The organism is Rhodococcus sp. 06-1460-1B, from assembly GCF_002258475.1.
GTDB classification, from domain to species: Bacteria; Actinomycetota; Actinomycetes; order Mycobacteriales; family Mycobacteriaceae; genus Rhodococcoides; species Rhodococcoides fascians.
Map to the genome: position 1 here is coordinate 16,897 of NZ_NOYS01000039.1, position 18,663 is coordinate 35,559.

Sequence of the window (18,663 nt, forward strand, 5' to 3'; positions counted from 1 at the left end):
CCTAGGCGATGTTGGCGTTGACAACAATGCTGACAGTGCCTACATTTGCTCGCATGACATCCACTGCACTCATCACCGGGGCGAGCTCCGGCCTCGGCGAGGAATTCGCACATCGCTTTGCCGCACGCGGCGAGAACGTCGTCCTCGTGGCACGACGGGCGGACCGACTCGAGACGCTTGCCCGCCGCATCGAAGCAGACCATGGCGTCACCGCGACCGCCGTCGCCATGGACCTGGGCGTACCGGGCATCGGCGAGTCACTACGAAAGACCCTGGCCGACAAAGGGATCATACCCACGACGCTGGTCAACAATGCAGGATTCGGGACCCACGGGCGCTTTCGCGACGAGGATCCGGCGCGGGTGGCGTCGGAAATCGCACTGAACGTCAGCGCGCTGGTGGATCTGACACATGCGTTTCTGCCGAATCTGACCGGCGCGTTGATCAACATCGCGAGTACCGCTGCGTACCAGCCCACTCCGAACATGGCGGTATACGGGGCGACGAAGGCGTTCGTACTGAACTTCACCGAGGCGCTCGCCTACGAGTACCGCACGTCACCGCTGAAGATCCTCGCTCTCTCCCCCGGCCCGACGCGCACCGAGTTCTTCGACGTCGTCGGATCCGAGGATGCCGCAGTGGGCAACTTCCAGACCTCCGAGCAGGTGGTCTCGACGGCTATGCGCGCCTTGGATTCTCGCCGTACCCCTGCCAGCGTCGTGTCCGGCCTTTCCAACAAGATCAGCGCCGGCAGTGTGCGTCTCGCGCCACGATCGTTGGCCGCGATAATCAGCGGTCGCCTACTGAAGGCCTGACCCCTAACCCCGCATTCGACGCGAATCGATCACTCCCGTGTCGAATCCGGCCAAGTGCAGCCCGCCGTGGAAGCGGGCGTGTTCGATCTTGAGGCACCGGTCCATGACGACGTTCAATCCGGCTGCCTCGGCGTCGTGGGCCACCTGCTCGTGCCACAACCCGAGCTGCAACCAGATCGTCTTCGCCTGCGCAGCAATGGTTTCGCCCAACACCTCCGGGAGATCGTCGTACTTGCGAAAGACGTCGACCAGGTCCGGACTCTTCGGTAGATCCGCGAGAGTCGGATAGACGGTCGTTCCTTCGATGTCCGAGACCGTCGGATTGACGAGAAATATTTCGTAGTTGCTTGTCGAGGACAGATACCGATTGACGAAATAGCTTGCTCGCGAAGGGTTCTTGGACGCACCGACGATCGCGACGGTTTTCGTCTCACGCAAGATCCGCTGACGGTCCTGAGCGGAGGGTCCCTGCCAGGTTCGTTCGCTCATGACCGCGCCTTCCCGGTTGCCAGCGTCAAGGCCTGATCGAGATCCCACAGCAGGTCCTCGCCGTCTTCCAGGCCGACACTGATCCGAATGAGTTCGGGCCCCACCCCCGCGCCGGCCAGTTGATCATCGCTGAGCTGTCGGTGGGTGGTGCTGGCCGGATGGATGACCAGGGTACGTACGTCGCCGATGTTCGCGACGTGACTGGCCACCTGGACGCTCTCGACGAACGTTCGGCCGGCATCCCGACCACCTTCGATGCCGAATGCGAACACCGCACCCGGACCCGAGGGCAGATATTTCGCGGCGCGATCGTAGTGCGAATGACTCTGCAATCCAGCCCATCTCACGTACTCGATGCGTGGGTCAGCCTCGAGCCACTCGGCGACGACGCGCGCATTGGCCACGTGCGCGTCCATGCGCTGCGGCAACGTCTCGACGCCCTGGATCAGCGTGAAGGCAGAGTGCGGAGCCAGTGCTGCACCGATGTCGCGCAGTTGCTCACTGCGCAGTTTGGTGAGAAATCCGTACTCCCCGAAGTTGCCCCACCACGACAGGCCCCCGTACGAGGCCACCGGCTCGGTCATCTGCGGGAACTTGCCTCGGCCCCAATCGAATCGACCGGACTCCACCACGACGCCGCCGAGCGTGGAGCCGTGACCGCCGAGAAACTTCGTTGCCGAGTGGACGACGATGTCGGCTCCGAACTCGATCGGCCGGCTCAACCACGGTGTCGCCATAGTCGCGTCGACCACCAGCGGGATCCCATGATCGTGCGCGACCGCGGCGAGACCCTCGAGATCGGCGATTTCACCGGAGGGGTTTCCGATGACCTCCGCGTAGATCAACTTGGTCGAATCTGTTACCGCCGCCGCATAATCGGCCGGGTCCGTGCCGGGAACGAAGGTGGTCTCGACGCCGAAGCGCCGCAGTGTCACGTCGAGTTGCGTCACGGTTCCGCCGTAGAGTCCGGCTGCCGCGACGATGTGATCACCGGTGCCGGCCAGCGCGGCGAACACCGCGAACTCGGCCGCGAGCCCGCTGGCGAACGCGACCGCCCCGATGCCGCCTTCGAGGCTCGCGATGCGCTCCTCGAAGGCGGCGACCGTCGGGTTACCGATGCGGCTGTAGACGTTGCCGTACTTCTGCAGAGCGAACAGATCCCCTGCGTCAGCAGAATCCTCGAACACGTAGCTCGCCGTTTGATAGATCGGCACCGCACGCGAACCGGTTGCCGAGTCGGGCCGCGCGCCGGCGTGAATTGCTCTGGTACGCAGGCCGAATGTTCGCTCACTCATGACGTCAGGCCGTTTCGAGGACGGTGTGGATCGGCGTGGGGTTACGCGTGAGATCCAGTACCGGGCAGTGATCGTCCACGGCCTGCTGCAATTCCTCGTACCGCTCACGGGTCTCGGGCCCGGTGACCGTCACGACGACGCGCACCTCACCGAATCCCGGCCGCACGTCGTCGTCGAACCCGAAGAAGCCACGTACGTCGAGGTCGCCCTCGGCCTTCGCCTTGATGTCGTCGACGACGATACCGAGCTTCTCGGCCCAGACGCGGTAGCTGACCACCTGGCAGGACAGCAGCGACGCGAGGTAGTACTCCACGGGATTGGCGGCCGTGTTCTTTCCGCCGAGGGCCGGCGGCTCGTCGACCTCGACGCTGAACTTGCCGAGTGTGACGGTGCTGGCGACGGCATCGTGCGCGGTGGCGGAGGCACGGAATACAGCGTGAGCGTTCTTCGAGTCCGCGCGTACTGCGTCGTCGGTGGCAGCGATGACGCCGCCGAGATGGGAGACAGATGTGGTCATGAGTGATCCTGTTCGTAGAAAGAGGTTGCCGGAACGACCCGAGGAGCGTGTGGAACTCGTCGGGGCTGGGTTCGATCGACAGTTACGAACAGGAAGAAGTGCAGACCAGGCACAGATCGATGGTGCGACGACGCACGAGCCTTCTGCCCGCGTCGGTCACATGTGTCTCGGTCACGGTGCCGACAATAGCCTAAGAGAACTGGTCTGCGCCGACGTCGGTTTCGTCGTCGGTGATCGCGGCAACGATCCGTGAGGCCACTGCCTCCGGCGTCAGGCCCTGCGATAGTTTCGGTGCCTGCCCGGCGATCGGCCGCGTCGCCAGCCCCGTCTCGGTGTGCGGAGGCCGCACGTCGACGATACGGATCTTCGACTTCCGTGCCTCTGTGCGAACACTTTTCAGCAGCGCACTCGCCGCGGCCTTGCTCGCCGAGTAGGCACCCATGTTGGGCATCGGCTTGTCTGCGACCACCGCACTGATGTTGAGCACGAATCCACCCTGATCCAGAGTGGTCAGCGCTTCACGCATGATGCGCAGCGGTGCCAGGTAGTTGAGCAACAGCAGCTCGTCGACGGTGTCGTCGTCCACCTCGGCGACCGAACCGAAGGCCACCACACCGGCGGCGATCACGATCCCGTCGAGACCGCCGTGGTGTTCGACGGCCTCCGCGACTACCGAGCGAGCCGAATCCGGCAGCGTCAGATCGGCATTCACCGTGTGATGCTCCGCGGACTCGAGGCTGCGTCCGCTGATGGTCAGCCGCGCGCCGGCCTGGGCGAGTTGCTCGACGATCGGGCCGCCGAGTCCGCCACTGGCACCGAATACGAGAATGCGTGCGCCGTCGAGGTTCATGACTCGAAGCTAGCGCGTTGCACCCGACCCGCGCTCACAACGCGGAGTCAGCCGAGGAGCTTCTTCTGCACCTTGCCCATCGCATTGCGCGGCAGCGAGTCGACGACGCGAATCTCCCGGGGCCGCTTGTGGATCGACAATTCGGTGGCCACCAGGTCGATGAGCACTCGATCCTCGACCTCGGTACCGACGACGAACGCCACGATGCGTTGACCCAGATCGTCGTCGGGCAGGCCGACGACAGCTACTTCGTCCACGCTCGGGTGGCCCAGCAACACCGTCTCGATCTCCCCCGCGCCGACGCGATAGCCGCCGGACTTGATCAGGTCGGTCGAGGCTCGCCCGACGATGCGATGGAACCCGTCGGGCTCGATGAGGGCGACGTCTCCGGTGTCGAACCACCCGTCCTCGGTGTAGGTCTTCGCCGTCGCCTCGGGGTTGTTCAGATAACCGTCGAACAGCATGGGGCAGCGGATCTGCAAGGCACCGATGGATTCGCCGTCGTGGGGCAGAATTTCGCCCTTCTCGCCCAGCAGTCGGGTTTCGACGCCTGCGACGGGCAGTCCTACCGATCCTGGTCGACGTTCACCGTCGGCGCGGGTGCTGATGGTGATGAGGGTTTCGCTCATGCCGTACCGCTCGATGGGAGCCTGACCGGTGAACTCACGCAGCTTCTCGAACACCGGAACCGGGAGCGGCGCACTGCCGGACACCAATAGTCGGGCGTGGGCCAGGGCGCGGGCGGACGTCTCATCCGCGGCGACGCGCGACCATACGGTCGGCACCCCGAAATACAGAGAACCCCGCGCTGCCGCATAGAGCTCGGGAGTCGGTTTGCCGGTGTGGATCAACGGGCTTCCGACTCGCAGTGGGCCGAGCAACCCGAGAATCAGTCCGTGCACATGAAACAGCGGAAGACCGTGCACCAGAGTGTCTTTCCACGTCCAGCTCCAGGCCTGCGCCAACGCGTCGAGCCCGGCCGCGATGGCGCTGCGAGAAATCAGCACACCTTTCGGCGGGCCGGTGGTGCCGGAGGTGTAGAGCACGAACGCGATCGACGACGGCTGCGGCTCGGGGTAGCTGTGCCACGACCGTGCGTGCTGACGCACCGGCAGAACCGTCAGACCCGCGGTGTCCGGCGGCGCTTCGCCGAGCCACGCCTGCGCACCCGAATCGCGGAGGATGTGCTCACGTTCGGCCGAGCCTGCATCCGGTGGGACGGGAACAACGGTGACGCCGGCAATCAACGCACCGACGACGGCGAGCACCGTTTTCACCGATGGCGTCGCGTGGATGGCGAGCCGATCTGCCCGGCCGATGCGCTCGGCTACGGAAGTCGCCGCTCCCAGGATGTCGGCACGAGAGAGCGAGATGCCGTCGATGGTGACGGCGTCGGGAATATCGTCTCCCCGCGCAACGGCGAGTGGGTTCAGTGAACGAAGCAGCACATGGCTACCGTACAGATATGGACGTGGACGGAATCGACACCGGCGACTACGCCGAGTACATGACGGTCGCCGCCGGTGACCTGCAGGCGGGTGTCTATCTGATCGGAACCGACGCCGAACAGGACGTCGATTCCGAAGACGACCTCGACCTGGACCTCGAGGACGAGGACTCCGACGACGAGGACATCGACCTCGCGCACGTCAGTGACGGAGCGCCGCGACTGGTCTACTCGGTCCAGTCCGACGATTTCTGGACGCGAGTGGAGTTGGCCGATCTCCGAGCGACTCAGCTCTACGAGGAGGCGCACGCGCGCAACCCCGAGGTCAACGCCGAACCGAAGCGGTTCACCACCGTCGAAGCCTTCGGCAGCAACGAATTGGTCTACATCCTGCGCATCAGGCGCGGCGGATGGAACGTCGGCGAGCCGGACCTCGACTGACGGTCCACCGCAACTAGGCCGAAGACGCCACCGTTCCGATTCCGAGGGCGACGAGGAATCCAGCGCTGATGCGGTCCAGCCAGTCGGTCACGGCCGGTTTACGCAGCAGCGTCACAGCGCGTGAGGCGAGAACGGAGAACACTCCCATCACCACGGCAGCGACAACCACCTCGACCAGACCGAGCGTCATGGCACCGGTGAACGTGACGACATTGAGGAACTGCGGCACCACCGCTAGGTAGAACAGTCCGACCTTCGGGTTGAGCGCGCACGAGAGAACTCCGGCACCGAACGCCGACCATGCGGATGCCGCCACCGGGACCAACGGCTCGCCTGCCACCTTGTTCTTCCGGCGGGCTCGAAAAGCCTTTACGCCCAGATACAACAGATACAACCCACCGAGAACCTTGACGACGCGGTATGCCGTCGCGGATTGCTCGACGATCGCCGCCAGCCCGACGGCGACCAGCACGGCCCAGAACAGGCCGCCGATCGCGACACCCATCGCTGCAGCGACACCTGGCTTGAGGCCGCCGATGCTGTAGCGGAGCACCAGAAACGAATCCGGCCCGGGCAGAATCGCCAGCAGAAAGCACACACCGGCGAAGCTGAGCAGCAGGCTGAGGGTCATGGGTACATGAGAACACCCGATCCGAGCAGGGGCCAACTGAGCTCAGTGTCCACAATTCACATCGAGAAGCGGGATCCCGTCGATCGGACCGAATAGTGGACACTCAGCGCACCTCGAGCCCACACCCTTCAGCGGCGTCAGCGGGGCCGAAGCCAACTGAGGTGAGTGTCCACAATTCACATCGAGAACCGGGATCCCGTCAGCGGACGAAAATAGTGGACACTCAGCGCACTACAACACTCAGCGCACTAACACTCAGCGCACCAGGAAGCTCGGCTAACCGCGCAGGCGAGCCGCCGCAGCCTCGATGCGCTCGTCCGTCGCCGTCAGTGCGATGCGGACGTGTTTGCCACCGTTCGGTCCGTAGAACTCTCCCGGTGCGGCGAGGATGCCGCGTTCGGCGAGCCAGTCGACGGTGTCGCGGCATGGCTCGTCGCGCGTGGCCCACAGGTACAACCCGGCCTCCGAGTGGTCGACGCGGAAGCCGGCTGCTTCGACGGCCCCCTTCAGTACCGTTCGGCGAGCGCGGTATCGCTCTCGCTGGATGTTCTCGTGCTCGTCGTCGGCCAGAGCTGCGGTCATGGCGGCCTGAATGGGGAGCGGCACCATCATGCCTGCGTGCTTGCGGACCTCGAGCAACTCGGCGATCAGGGCCGCGTCGCCGGTGACGAAACCGGCGCGGTAGCTGGCCAAATTCGAGGTCTTCGAGAGTGAGTGCACTGCAAGGAGATTGGTGTGATCGCCGTCGCAGACGCGCGGGTCTAGCACCGAGACCGCGTCGGCTTCCCAGGTCAGCCCCAGGTAGCACTCGTCGGAGACGACGATGGCGTCGCGCTCGCGGGCCCACTCGACGACCTTGCGCAGGTGCTCGACTCCGAGCACCTTGCCGGTCGGGTTCGACGGCGAGTTGACGAAGATCAGCGAGGCGCGTTCGGGGCCGAGACGATTCAGTCCGTCTGCACGAAGAATTCGTGCGCCGGCGAGCAGCGCACCCACTTCGTATGTGGGATACGCCAATTCGGGGATGACGACAAGATCATCGGCACCCAGACCCAGCAGACTCGGTAACCAGGCGATCATTTCCTTGGTACCGATGGCCGGAAGCACCGCGTCGGTCGAGATACCGGTGATCGAGTAGCGACGTTCGAGCGACGCCACCGCGGCCTCCCGCAGCGCGGCGGTACCGACGGTCGTCGGGTAACCGGGCTCGTCGGCCACCGAGTTCAACGCGACCCGAATCACCTCGGCGACCGGGTCGACGGGCGTCCCGACGGACAGATTCACGATGCCGTCCGGGTGCGCCGACGCCTTCTGCTTGGCAGCGGTCAGCGAGTCCCACGGAAAGTCGGGCAGCGTCGCTGCCACCGCTCTGCGTGCCAAGGCGTCAGTTCTCGCCCATGGGAGGCAGAGCCTTGATGAACGGCGGGTCGTAGTCGGTCTTGCCGAGTTTCGCTGCGCCACCCGGAGATCCGAGATCGTCGAAGAAATCGACGTTGGCGCTGACGTATGCACTCCACTGCTCGGGCACGTCGTCTTCGTAGAAGATGGCCTCGACGGGGCACACGGGTTCGCAGGCTCCGCAGTCGACGCATTCGTCGGGGTGGATGTACAGCATTCGGTTACCCTCGTAGATGCAATCCACCGGGCACTCTTCGATGCACGCTTTGTCCAGTACATCTACGCACGGTTCTGCAATCGAGTAGGTCACTGCTGCTCTCCCCTCCTTGTATAGATCGTGGGCGCTCTCGCGCCCTCAGCATCCTAGTATCGCGGTCCGAACCTGGGACAATCCGACCAGGGTGACCTCACCTGCTCCGGCCTGCTATCGCCGGAGCTGCTTCGCGGGCTGGGCCACCGAAGCCGACGCCGTCTTGTGGGCGGCGAGCCACTTTCGTCCCTGCTTGGCAGCGCGCGACAGCGCGCCCCGCTCACCGAGATATCCGGCGACGCCACCGACGAGTGGGATGGCTCCGAGCACCCGATAGAACCCGCGTGGATGCGGGCGCTTCTCCAACTCGCCTGCCACGTCACGCAGCACGTTGGCGATCTGCCACATCCCGCGCAGCAGTGCGAACGGGCCGGATTTCGGCGATTCTTCCTTCTTCGCAGGAGCACTGTCGGCCAAGGATGTCAGGTCACGCTTGCACAGCACCGACCCGAGCAGCGCCACATGCGTCTCGCGGTCGGTCACTCCGGATTCGCGAGCCACGGCGACGAGCACCATCGCCTGGTTGGCGAACCCGAGCAGATCCTGGATCGGCAGACGGTTGACCAGGATGCCGAAGACGCCGGGGAAGGCGACGGCGACAGTGTTGAGAGCTCCGATGCGATTGACCCACCACTGCGAACGAGCATCACTGTCGAGCTTCTCCCAGCCGGCGGTGCCCGGGAAGTCCGTGGTGTCGAACGCCTTGGCCAGGAAGTCGATGACGTTGTCGAGGGTCGAATCGTCCGCGGAGGACTCGCGGAACGTCCGTCCTTTCAGTCCGATCGGGTCACGTGTGGCCAGGATGTCGAGCACGGGATGAATGATGGCGACGGCACTGCTCAGTACCGCGGCGACTCGACGGTCGTCCATGTCGGGCAAACTCCGTTTCGGGTAAAGACCTGTAGGTCAGATCAGGCCGGCGACCGACACCGCCGGTGCCGGGCCGTACGTGGTGGTGCGCTGACGAACCGGTCGTCCGATGCCGTCGGCGATCTCGTGCAGTTCCGCGACGGTCTTCTCCGAACCGTTCTGCGAACCCGCCATGCGCGAGATCGTCTCTTCCATCAGGGTCCCGCCCAGATCGTTCGCGCCTCCGTTCAGCATCGCCTGTGTACCCGTGATTCCCAATTTCACCCATGAGGTCTGAATGTTGTCGATACGGCCGTGCAGCATGATCCTGGCCAGAGCATGCACCGCGCGGTTGTCCCGATTGGTCGGGCCGGGCCGCGAGGCACCCGCCAGATACAGCGGCGACGACTGGTGCACGAACGGCAGCGGCACGAACTCGGTGAACCCGCCCGTCTTGTCCTGGATCTTCTTGAGCACGTTCAGATGCCCGACCCAGTGCGACGGATTGTCGACGTGGCCGTACATCATCGTCGAGCTCGATCGCAGGCCCACCTCGTGCGCGGTGGTGATCACTTCGATCCACTCGGCTGCGGGCAGCTTGCCCTTGGTGAGCACCCACCGCACCTCGTCGTCGAGAATCTCTGCGGCGGTACCCGGAATCGAGTCCAGGCCGGCGGCCCGCAGCTCGGTGAGCCACTCGCGGATCGACTGGCCGCCGCGGGAGGCCCCGTTGACGATCTCCATCGGCGAGAACGCGTGCACGTGCATCGACGGCACTTTCGCCTTGACCGCACGGACCAGATCGGCGTATCCCGTCACCGGCAGTTCGGGGTCGATGCCGCCCTGCATGCACACCTCGGTGGCCCCGACGACGTGCGCTTCCCACGCACGGTCGGCGACTTCGGCGGTGGACAGCGTGAACGCGTCGGCGTCGCCCTTGCGCTGCGCGAACGCGCAGAATCGGCATCCGGTATAGCAGATGTTGGTGAAGTTGATGTTCCGGTTCACCACGTAGGTGACAGTGTCTCCGTTGACCTGCTTGCGCAGGTCGTCGGCGAGCGCGGCGACGGCGTCCATGCCGGGGCCCTCGGCCGTCGCCAGTGCGAGGTACTGCTCGTCGGACAGACCGGCCGGGTCCTTCTCAGCCGCCGTCAACGCCGACACGAGGTCGCGGTCGACTCGTTCGAGACCGGCCAGGTCGCGCACCTGCTCACGAATGGAATCCCAGTCGCCGAACGCATTCGCCAGATCCGAGCGGGTCTCGGTGTTGCGGCCCTCGGTGTCGATCTCGGTGTTCAGATCCACCCGTCCCGAGGACTCCCATTCCTCGTCCGGCTCCTGCCACGGCAGACCCGTCGGGTTGACGCCCTCGCGTGCCATCCCGGTCTCCGGGTCGGCCACCGCCCGCACGTGTGCCGAGATCCGCGGGTCGATCCACGGTGCACCGGCCAACACGTACTGCGGCTGCGCGGCAGTGCGTTCCACGAGCGTGTAACCGGCGGCCGCCGACAACTCGGCAAGAGTGTCGAGGTTCGGCCACGGCCGCTCGGGATTGACGTGGTCTGGAGTCAGCGGCGAGACACCGCCCCAATCGTCGACGCCTGCGCCGAGCAACGCGGCGGTCTCCTCCGCTGCGACGAGGTTCGGCGGGGCCTGAATTCGCATCGACGGACCGACCACCATGCGCGTCACCGCGATGGTCGCCAGGAATTCTTCGAGACCGGCGTCGGGCACGGAACGCATCGCGGTATCGGACTTGGCCAGGAAGTTCTGCACGATGATCTCTTGCACATGGCCGAAAGACTTGTGCACCTTACGAATTGCCATGATGGACTCGGCCCTGTCCCGCAACGTCTCACCGATGCCGACGAGGATGCCCGTCGTGAAGGGAATGTTGAGCCTGCCCGCGTCGGTCAGTGTGCGCAGCCGAACCTCGGGATCCTTGTCGGGACTGCCGTAATGCGCCTGCCCCTTCTCCTCGAACAGCCGACGCGAGGTGGTCTCGAGCATCATGCCCATCGAGGGGGCCACCGGCTTGAGGCGCGAGAGCTCCTGCCACGACATCACTCCGGGATTGAGATGCGGCAGTAGACCGGTCTCCTCCAGCACCCTGATCGACATGGCGCGCACGTAGTCCAGAGTCGAGTCGTAGCCGCGCGAGTCCAGCCACGCCTTGGCCTCGGGCCACCGCTCCTCCGGCCTGTCGCCGAGCGTGAACAGCGCCTCCTTGCAGCCCAACTCGGCACCCTTGCGGGCGACGTCGATGATCTCGTCGGGATCCATGAACATCCCGTGCCCGGCAGCGTTGAGCTTGCCCGGCACCGTGACGAACGTGCAGTAGTGGCACTTGTCGCGGCACAACCGCGTGATGGGCACGAACACCTTGCGTGAATACGACACCGTCTTCGGACGGCCGGCGGATTCGAGTCCGGCGTCACGTACTCGGGACGCCGACGTCATCAGATCCACCAGGTCGTCACCGCGAGCGTGCAACAAGACCGTGGCTTCGTCGACGTTGAGAGACACTCCATCGCGGGCACGGCGTAACACTCGTCGCATCGCAGAGGGGGCAGGCGCGGAGTCAGGTAGAGAAGTCACTCGTCGATCATGCGCCTTCCCGGTACGCCCGTGCCACCCGCGGGTGGGCCTGCGGCCCTTGTGCGCGTATTGCGTACCTGCAAGGGCACAAAACGCGCACGACGGGGCAGCGCTAGGTTTGTACCGTGACAACGATGACAGACCCACAGTGGCAGCCTTCTCCCCGTGCGCGTCTGCTCTGGACACTGAGCGCCGGACTGCTGTGGCTACCGGTGTTCATCGCTCAGATCGTCTGGTTTTTCGTCGACTCGAACCGGACGTCCTGGCTTCATGTCACCGTCTTCGTCGTATCGGTCGTGCTGACCGCACTGCACCTCGCGATCGTGCCGCAGTGGCGTTACCGCGTGCACCGCTGGGAGATCAGCGACACCGCCGTGTACACCCGCACCGGTTGGCTCAGCCAAGAACGACGCATCGCCCCCATCTCGCGGGTGCAGACCGTCGACACCGAGCGCGGACCACTCGATCGCCTGCTCGGGTTGGCGACGGTCACCGTGACGACGGCATCGTCGGCGGGCGCGGTGAAGATCACCGCACTCGATCAGGCCGTTGCGGACGAGACCGTCACGCGACTGACCGATATCGCCGGCCGCACCGTCGGAGATGCCACATGACCGATCAGGCGGAGTTGCTGGCAGTCGAAGAGGAGCAGCCGTGGTTGCGCCTGGACAAGCGAATGTTGTTGGTGCATCCGGTGAACGAGGGCATCAAGATCCTGCCGGTACTGCTGATCTCGTTCTTCGTCGGCAGTCAGAGCGGTAATCACTACTGGAGTCTGGGCATCCTCGCGGTCGTCGTCGTGTTCGCGATTGCGCGCTGGTTCACCACCAGCTACCGGATCGGGCCGGTGCACGTACAACTGCGCACCGGGGTGTTGCAGAAGAAAGTACTGTCTATCCCGCGCAACAGGATTCGGTCGGTCGACGTGGAAGCGAACGTACTGCACCGAGTGCTCGGCCTGTCCATTCTCCGCATCGGGACCGGCCAGCAGGCGGGCAAAGGCGAGGCTTTCGAGCTCAACGCCCTCGACACGTCACTGGTGCCGGAGCTTCGCGGCGAACTGCTGCAGCGGGTGTCGGGCCGAACAACGCCGAGCGACGGAATGCCCGTTGCCGCAGCCGACCCCGGCGTCGAGATTGCGCACTGGCAGTTCTCGTGGGTGCGGTTCGCGCCGTTCTCCATCACCGGCATCGTCACCATCGCCGCGGCAGTGGGCGTGCTGTTCCAATACGGCATCGGACAGACGTTGGCAGAGACGTCGGTGGTCTCGAACAGCGTCGAATCGGCGCAACGGTTCGGCATCGCACTGTTCGTCGTCTTCGCACTGATCGTGCTCCTCGTGGTGTCCAGCATCTTCGCCTGCGTTCGATACCTGATCACCTACGGCAACCTGACCGTCACCGACCAGGGTCGCACGTTGCACGTCAGCCACGGGCTGCTCCGCACCCGTCAGTCGACCCTCGACCGCAAGAGACTGCGCGGCACTTCTTTGTCGCTACCACTACTACTGAGGTCGGTCGGCGGGGCGCGACTCGACGCCATCATGACCGGAGTGAGCGCCGAGAAGAAGGAATCGTCGCTACTGCTCCCCCAGGCTCCGCGGGCCGAGGCGCTGCGCATGATGACCACGGTGCTCGGCGACGCAGGCATGCACGGCAATGCCGACCGCCCGCTTCTGCAGCACGGACCTGCCGCGCGGCGACGCCGCTACACCCGGGCCGTTCTACCGCTGCTCGTCGTCGCGGCCGGACTTGGAATTGCGCAGTCTCTCGGCGCACCGATCCCGATCCTCGCGTGGATCGTCGTGGCCGTGCTGTTCGTGGCTGCCGTCGGAGTCGCTCACCACCGTTACCGCGGCCTCGGGCACGCCGTCCTGCCCGGCTGGCTGATCACCCAGCACGGATCGCTCGACCGAACCCGGCACAGCCTCGAAGCCGGCGGCATCATCGGTTGGACGGTGCGGCAGACGTTCTTCCAACGTCGCGCCGGCGTGGCCACCGTCGTGGCAGCGACACCGGCGGGCGTCGGACGCTACGAGGTGGTCGACATACCCATCGAGAACGCGTGGGCCATGATCGACGCCGTCACACCGGGTGCCGGAGACATCTGGCTTCGACGCAGCACGTGAAGACGCAGCACGTGAAGACGCAGCCGATAAAGAAGGAGCCGATGAAGAAGGAGCGCCCGCAGACCATTGCGCAGCTCGACTTGGCGGTGTCACAGTGTCGTGCCTGTCCACGGCTGGTGCAGTGGCGCGAACAGGTCGCTGCCGAGAAGCGCGCCGCGTTTGCCAACGAAACGTATTGGGGGCGAGCCGTTCCCAGCTTCGGCCCGGCCGATGCGTCGATGTTGATCGTCGGGCTCGCCCCGGCCGCCCACGGCGGCAATCGCACCGGTCGTATGTTCACCGGGGACCGCAGCGGAGACGTGCTGTACCGAGCCATGCATGCCGTCGGGCTCGCCAGCCAACCGACCGCGACGCACATCGGCGACGGGCTGACGCTCAACGGAGTTCGTATTGCAGCCCCCGTGCACTGCGCTCCGCCGCAGAACAAGCCGACTCCCGCCGAGCGCGATCGGTGTCGCCACTGGCTCGACGACGAATTGCGCCTGCTGCGTCCGCGACTGAAGTCGATTCTCGTGCTCGGGGCGTTCGGTTGGCAGTCGCTGCTACCGATTCTCGCCGCGAACGGGTGGGAAATACCCAGGCCTGCACCGAAATTTGGTCACGGCGTGCAGCTCGATCTGGGCACGATCACCGTGTTCGCCAGCTACCACGTCAGTCAGCGAAACACGTTCACCGGACTGCTGACCCCGACGATGATCGAGGACGTGCTCCGGAATGCGGGTCGGCACGCACGCTTGCTGTGATGGCTTTCATTCTGAACATGAACAGCAGCACACCGGCAGGCCCGGCACCGGCCACGATGAGCAGCATCGTGCGCCAGTCGGCCAGCAGCAGAACATCGTTGCCGGGGCCGCCGAACATGCACAGCACTACTGCGACGAACCATCCGATCAGCGGCGACGCCACCCAGATCGGCCGTTCGGCGACCTTACGCGCGGCCAGAACCAGAGCGACGTTCGCGATGCCCCCGAGCACCGCGCTGATGGGAAACTGCACCGACCCCACATAGGTCGGGAGAAAGAAGACCGACAGGATTCCGGACAGAAAGCCGTCGAACACCAGTACTGCGACCGTCGCCCACGACACCAGGGCGACAGTATTGGATGCGGCCTTCGAGATCATGCGCCCAATACTGCCTTGGCCCGGGTCGTTTCAGTGCACCGCATTCGAAAACCGGGCATCGCCTTCGAAAAACCGGGCACCGGCACTCAGGAAACCGGCGGATAGCCCAGCGAGGTCAGCAAGTTGCTCGCACCCATGGCGATCTGACCCAGAACGTACTGGTACAGATCTGCCTGTGCGCCGAACTGCGGCTTGAGAGAATCGACGAACGCGACGATTGCGTCCTGCACTACCCAGTTGTACATGTGTGTTCCGCCCCTGTTGTCATGAGATCAGTGATTCGGAACACAGCCTAGTACGCCCGCGAACAAGTCGTTCTCCCTGCCCGCCCCGTCGGAGCCGAGCACGCCCCGCACGAGTACGTACTGCTCGTCGAGCAGGATCGGCTGAACGATGTCGTTGGAGAGTGCGTACTCGGCACCCGAGGGCGCAACCGTCACCTGAGTTGCGTGCGCACGCAACGCGTCGGTCTTCGCGTCGAGTACACCGCGAACGTCGATGCTGGTGGTGATCATGTCCTCGGCCACACTCGGCAACTCGCCGTCGAGGGGCATGCGCCACCCCTCGGGGATATCGGCGATCGCCCGGAGTCCCGCGTCCAGTTGATCGCGGCCGGTGACGGTCCAGTAGAACTTCGCCACCTCCCACGGAGCTCCGGCCGCGGGATGGGCGTCAGTTCCACAGACCTCGACCGCCTCGGTCACCAGGGAGTGGACCTGCTGATGGTCGGGGTGGCCGTAGCCCCCCTCCGGGTCGTAACCGACGACGACCTGAGGCCTGAGTTCGCGCATGACCGACACGAGCGCCCCGAGAGCCTCCTGCCGGTCTGCGTTGACGAATGCGCGCGGTTTGAGAGCAGCCGGGGTTCCGGCCATTCCGGAATCTCGCCAGCGGCCGGCACCACCGAGAAAGCGGGGCGGGTTACAGCCCAACGCCGCGAGCGCGCGATGCAGTTCCAGAATTCGGTAGCCACCGAGCTGATCGGCTCGGTCGACCACGAGATCGGCCCACGTATCGCCGATCACCTCACCCTCTTCACCGAGCGAGCACGTCAGCACGGTGACGTCGACGCCCGCGCGCACGTAATGGGCGATGGTCCCGCCGGTGGTAATGCTCTCGTCGTCCGGGTGCGCATGGACCAGCAGCAACCGCTGCGGCTGCGTCATCGCTTGTTCTGTCACAACCTGCTCTGTCACAACCTGTTCCGCCATGCCTCGTCGCTCGCTACTCGCTGTGTCATCGTTTGTCTGGGTCTTCGGGTCGGGCAGCCGTTCATCGCTCGCCGAGCATTCGCGCCACATACGGTAACGACTGCGCTGTCACATCGGCAGGCACGAAATGGTCGGGATAGGGACGGTTCTCGCGATCGAGCCACGCCGTCGACAGGCCTGCCCGGTGCGCACCGTCGATATCCCAGGGGTGCACGGCCACCAGCATCGCGTCGCCGGGTTCGACACCGCACTGCTCCAACGCGTAGCGGTAGGCATCGGCGTGCGGCTTCCACCGTCCGGCGTCCTCGACCGAGAGCAGCAACTCGAAAGCACTCCGCACGCCGGCTCGTTCGAGCAGAGACTGCGCGAGCGACGCGGACCCGTTACTGAGGGTGATCATCCGAATGCCAAGCGCTGCAAGAGCATTCACTCCGTTTACCACATCGGGATGTACCTCGAGCTCGGCGAAACCGGCCATGATGTGGTCCACAGCATCGTCCAACCGGCGATCGATCGCAGCATCGGACAGCAACGCCTCGAGCACACCGGCACCGACCTCGGCGAACGGCCGAGCGGTACCTACGACCGCGAGCGCGAACCCGTCCCGCAGCACTCCTGCGAACCACGTCGGGAACAGGTGCTCGGGCGCTCCGACGTCGGCGAATCGCGCCGCCATGGGAGCCATGTCGGACAGGGTCTCATTCACGTCGAAGATGATCACCCGAGGCAAGCGCACGGTGTTCACCGGACCGTCCGGATCCACTTCGCGGCATCGGCGAAGATGCCGACCTCCACCGGCCCGGTCAACGAGACGCCGGTGATACCCGGCACCGCAGCCACCACGGACTGGTCCTGCATGATCGGCAGCGTCGACGCCAGAGACCACAGCTTGGGCTCGATCTCCTCGGCAACGATCGTCGCATCGACGCCGGTTATCAGGGCGCGGTCGATCGTCGGCTGTAATTCCGGAACACACAGACCGGACAGATTGCGCGGGGCCTCCACGCTGCCGCTGCTCCCCGGAGCCGGCTCCACAACACAGCCGAAGCGCGAGGCCAGGGCCGTTGCCGGGTCCACGCCCGCACTGGTCCACCCGACCACGGCGTCGACGCCGCCGTCGGTCAGCGCCGTCGAGTACAACTCGTCCGCGGGCAGCGGAGTGACGGTCGCGTCGATACCCGCACTGACGAGCTCGTCCGCGGCGGTCCCGGCCACGGCCAGTGCGATGTCGTCGTTCTCGACGGCACCGATGACGAATCGCAGCGCGGTACCGCCGGCGTCTGCAAGTCGGGGTACTCCGGGAGCCGGCGCGCTCGTGGTCGGCGCGCTGGTGGTCGGCGGCGCAGCAGAGGTCGTGGATGCGCCCGCGCTCGGCGTCGAGGTCACGATCGCGTCGGGTGTCGGAACGAAGCCGGCGCGGCGAAGCAGGTCGAGGGCCGCGGTTCTGCCGATCGGGGCGGGTGCGGTCGCGGTGTAACCGGGGTCCGACGGCGACGACAACTGGGCCGCGGCTCGGCGATCCGTCGCCCCTCCGCCGGCCCCGACCGTCGCCAGCAGGTTCGGGTCCAGCAGACCCATGATCCCCTGCCGCACAAGCGACTCCGACATGTTCGGTGCCCGGCCGTTCACCGTCATCGACAACACTCGCGATTGATGGATCGTGTCGGTGCGGACCCCGGGAATTGCCGACAGTTGAGCGCGCGTCGCAGACCCACCCCGAACCTGTGCGATCTGCGCATCACTCGACCGCAACGAATCGGCCAACTGTGCGGGGGTGCCACCGCGCCGAATGAGGATCTGGTCGGGCGAGGCGGGTTGGTCCCAGAAGCGATCGTTGCGTTCCAGCAAAATCTCGTCCCGGCCCTGGTCGACGGTCTTGATGTTGAACCGCGAACCGGAGACCGGCACGTTGTCGGTGAGACCACCCTCGAAGCCGCCGGGCGAATCCTTGAGCAGGTGCGAGGGCACGAGGTCGGCGAACAATCGCTGCCACGCCGGATACGGCGACTCGAGGGTGACGTCGACGGTCTTGCCGCCGCCCGAAGAGGCAACATCGCTGATCAGTGCGTAGCCGGCCGGATCGACGACGCCCGGCTGCGTGATCATCTGCTGCCAGAGGTACCGGAAGTCCTCGGCCGCAATCGGTGCGCTGTCGGACCACTGGGCCTCGTTGCGTAGCTGGTACCGGATGGTGAACGGAGACTGAGACGTCACTTCGGCGGAGATCAACAGCGACAGGTCCGGCTCCCACGTGGTCACGCCGGTGTCGGGGTTCAGGGTGGGACGGAACGGGCTGGGCAGCACGAGCGAACTGACCGCGGCGGTGGCGGGCGACTGGTCGGCCAGCAGGTGTGGGTTGAACCCGATGCCCACGTCGTCGATCGCCACGACAACGGGATCGCCGGTCTTCGACGGCACGGTCGTCGTGGTGACCGGAGTTTCGACGCTCTCGATCGGTGGCGGTGGATCCGCGGTGCATGCGGTGAGTACCAGGGCAGTGGCGGAGGCCAGAACCACCGGCATCAGTACGTTACGCAACGAGGATCTCCTTCGTGATCGGCT

General features: G+C 65.3%; 20 protein-coding genes. 5 read left to right on the forward strand and 15 right to left on the reverse strand.

The annotated features are described in order from the left end of the window. Positions 1–53: 53 nt before the first annotated feature. Positions 54–815: an SDR family NAD(P)-dependent oxidoreductase gene (locus CH268_RS22690; RefSeq protein WP_255182482.1), complete on the forward strand. Its 762-nt coding sequence runs from the start codon at positions 54–56 to the stop codon at positions 813–815. A gap of 3 nt (positions 816–818) precedes the next feature. Here CH268_RS22690 and CH268_RS22695 read toward each other — a convergent pair whose 3' ends face one another. From CH268_RS22695 to CH268_RS22715, 5 genes are all read right to left on the reverse strand, one after another. Continuing rightward, positions 819–1,304 (reverse strand): CoA-binding protein, encoded by a 486-nt coding sequence (locus tag CH268_RS22695; protein WP_032369643.1) that lies wholly within the window; start codon positions 1,302–1,304, stop codon positions 819–821. Next, positions 1,301–2,599, reverse strand: a complete 1,299-nt coding sequence (locus tag CH268_RS22700; RefSeq protein WP_094665973.1) for an O-acetylhomoserine aminocarboxypropyltransferase/cysteine synthase family protein — start codon at positions 2,597–2,599, stop codon at positions 1,301–1,303. The genes CH268_RS22695 and CH268_RS22700 overlap by 4 nt, the downstream gene beginning before the upstream one ends. A gap of 4 nt (positions 2,600–2,603) precedes the next feature. Further along, complete coding sequence (locus CH268_RS22705) at positions 2,604–3,116, reverse strand: OsmC family protein (RefSeq protein ID WP_094665974.1); 513 nt, start codon at positions 3,114–3,116, stop codon at positions 2,604–2,606. A 190-nt stretch (positions 3,117–3,306) separates the two neighbouring features. Next, positions 3,307–3,966, reverse strand: coding sequence for an SDR family NAD(P)-dependent oxidoreductase (locus tag CH268_RS22710; RefSeq protein ID WP_094665975.1), 660 nt, complete (start codon positions 3,964–3,966; stop codon positions 3,307–3,309). A gap of 47 nt (positions 3,967–4,013) precedes the next feature. Then, a complete protein-coding gene (locus CH268_RS22715; RefSeq protein WP_176458031.1) occupies positions 4,014–5,414 on the reverse strand; it encodes an acyl-CoA synthetase in 1,401 nt (466 codons plus the stop codon). Between the two features lie 17 nt (positions 5,415–5,431). On the opposite strand from CH268_RS22715, the gene CH268_RS22720 reads away from it, so the two are divergent. After that, positions 5,432–5,854, forward strand: a complete 423-nt coding sequence (locus CH268_RS22720) for a hypothetical protein (RefSeq protein WP_094665977.1) — start codon at positions 5,432–5,434, stop codon at positions 5,852–5,854. Positions 5,855–5,867: 13 nt separating this feature from the next. Here CH268_RS22720 and CH268_RS22725 read toward each other — a convergent pair whose 3' ends face one another. From CH268_RS22725 to CH268_RS22745, 5 genes are all read right to left on the reverse strand, one after another. After that, positions 5,868–6,485: a LysE family translocator gene (locus CH268_RS22725; protein ID WP_094665978.1), complete on the reverse strand. Its 618-nt coding sequence runs from the start codon at positions 6,483–6,485 to the stop codon at positions 5,868–5,870. 276 nt (positions 6,486–6,761) lie between these two features. Continuing rightward, positions 6,762–7,865, reverse strand: coding sequence for a succinyldiaminopimelate transaminase (gene dapC, locus CH268_RS22730; protein WP_094665979.1), 1,104 nt, complete (start codon positions 7,863–7,865; stop codon positions 6,762–6,764). Between the two features lie 4 nt (positions 7,866–7,869). Next, positions 7,870–8,193 (reverse strand): ferredoxin, encoded by a 324-nt coding sequence (gene fdxA, locus CH268_RS22735; protein WP_027498080.1) that lies wholly within the window; start codon positions 8,191–8,193, stop codon positions 7,870–7,872. Positions 8,194–8,307: 114 nt separating this feature from the next. After that, the gene (locus tag CH268_RS22740) at positions 8,308–9,063 is read right to left on the reverse strand and encodes a hypothetical protein (RefSeq protein ID WP_027498081.1); all 756 of its coding nucleotides are present in this window, start codon (positions 9,061–9,063) and stop codon (positions 8,308–8,310) included. A 36-nt stretch (positions 9,064–9,099) separates the two neighbouring features. Continuing rightward, a complete protein-coding gene (locus CH268_RS22745) occupies positions 9,100–11,640 on the reverse strand; it encodes a bifunctional FO biosynthesis protein CofGH (RefSeq protein ID WP_094665980.1) in 2,541 nt (846 codons plus the stop codon). Between the two features lie 134 nt (positions 11,641–11,774). Between CH268_RS22745 and CH268_RS22750 the strand changes: the two genes are divergently transcribed. The 3 genes from CH268_RS22750 to CH268_RS22760 are packed head-to-tail and all read left to right on the forward strand — an operon-like array spanning position 11,775 to position 14,511. Further along, positions 11,775–12,254, forward strand: a complete 480-nt coding sequence (locus CH268_RS22750; protein WP_094665981.1) for a PH domain-containing protein — start codon at positions 11,775–11,777, stop codon at positions 12,252–12,254. Then, positions 12,251–13,768, forward strand: coding sequence for a PH domain-containing protein (locus CH268_RS22755; RefSeq protein ID WP_094665982.1), 1,518 nt, complete (start codon positions 12,251–12,253; stop codon positions 13,766–13,768). The genes CH268_RS22750 and CH268_RS22755 overlap by 4 nt, the downstream gene beginning before the upstream one ends. A 41-nt stretch (positions 13,769–13,809) precedes the next feature. Beyond that, positions 13,810–14,511: a uracil-DNA glycosylase gene (locus tag CH268_RS22760; RefSeq protein ID WP_094665990.1), complete on the forward strand. Its 702-nt coding sequence runs from the start codon at positions 13,810–13,812 to the stop codon at positions 14,509–14,511. Here CH268_RS22760 and CH268_RS22765 read toward each other — a convergent pair. The 5 genes from CH268_RS22765 to CH268_RS22780 form a co-directional block, all read right to left on the reverse strand. After that, the gene (locus CH268_RS22765) at positions 14,438–14,890 is read right to left on the reverse strand and encodes a hypothetical protein (RefSeq protein WP_094665983.1); all 453 of its coding nucleotides are present in this window, start codon (positions 14,888–14,890) and stop codon (positions 14,438–14,440) included. The genes CH268_RS22760 and CH268_RS22765 overlap by 74 nt on opposite strands. A gap of 86 nt (positions 14,891–14,976) precedes the next feature. Then, positions 14,977–15,135 carry a hypothetical protein gene (locus CH268_RS27990; RefSeq protein WP_008714214.1) on the reverse strand — a complete coding sequence of 53 codons (159 nt, stop codon included), beginning with the start codon at positions 15,133–15,135 and terminating at the stop codon, positions 14,977–14,979. 27 nt (positions 15,136–15,162) lie between these two features. After that, positions 15,163–16,056 (reverse strand): N-acetyl-1-D-myo-inositol-2-amino-2-deoxy-alpha-D-glucopyranoside deacetylase, encoded by an 894-nt coding sequence (gene mshB / locus CH268_RS22770; protein WP_032400274.1) that lies wholly within the window; start codon positions 16,054–16,056, stop codon positions 15,163–15,165. Between the two features lie 106 nt (positions 16,057–16,162). Further along, a complete protein-coding gene (locus tag CH268_RS22775; protein WP_369597521.1) occupies positions 16,163–16,864 on the reverse strand; it encodes a haloacid dehalogenase type II in 702 nt (233 codons plus the stop codon). After that, positions 16,843–18,624: an ABC transporter family substrate-binding protein gene (locus CH268_RS22780; protein WP_094665984.1), complete on the reverse strand. Its 1,782-nt coding sequence runs from the start codon at positions 18,622–18,624 to the stop codon at positions 16,843–16,845. Before CH268_RS22780 ends, CH268_RS22775 begins: the two co-directional genes overlap by 22 nt. Between the last annotated feature and the right edge of the window lie 39 nt (positions 18,625–18,663).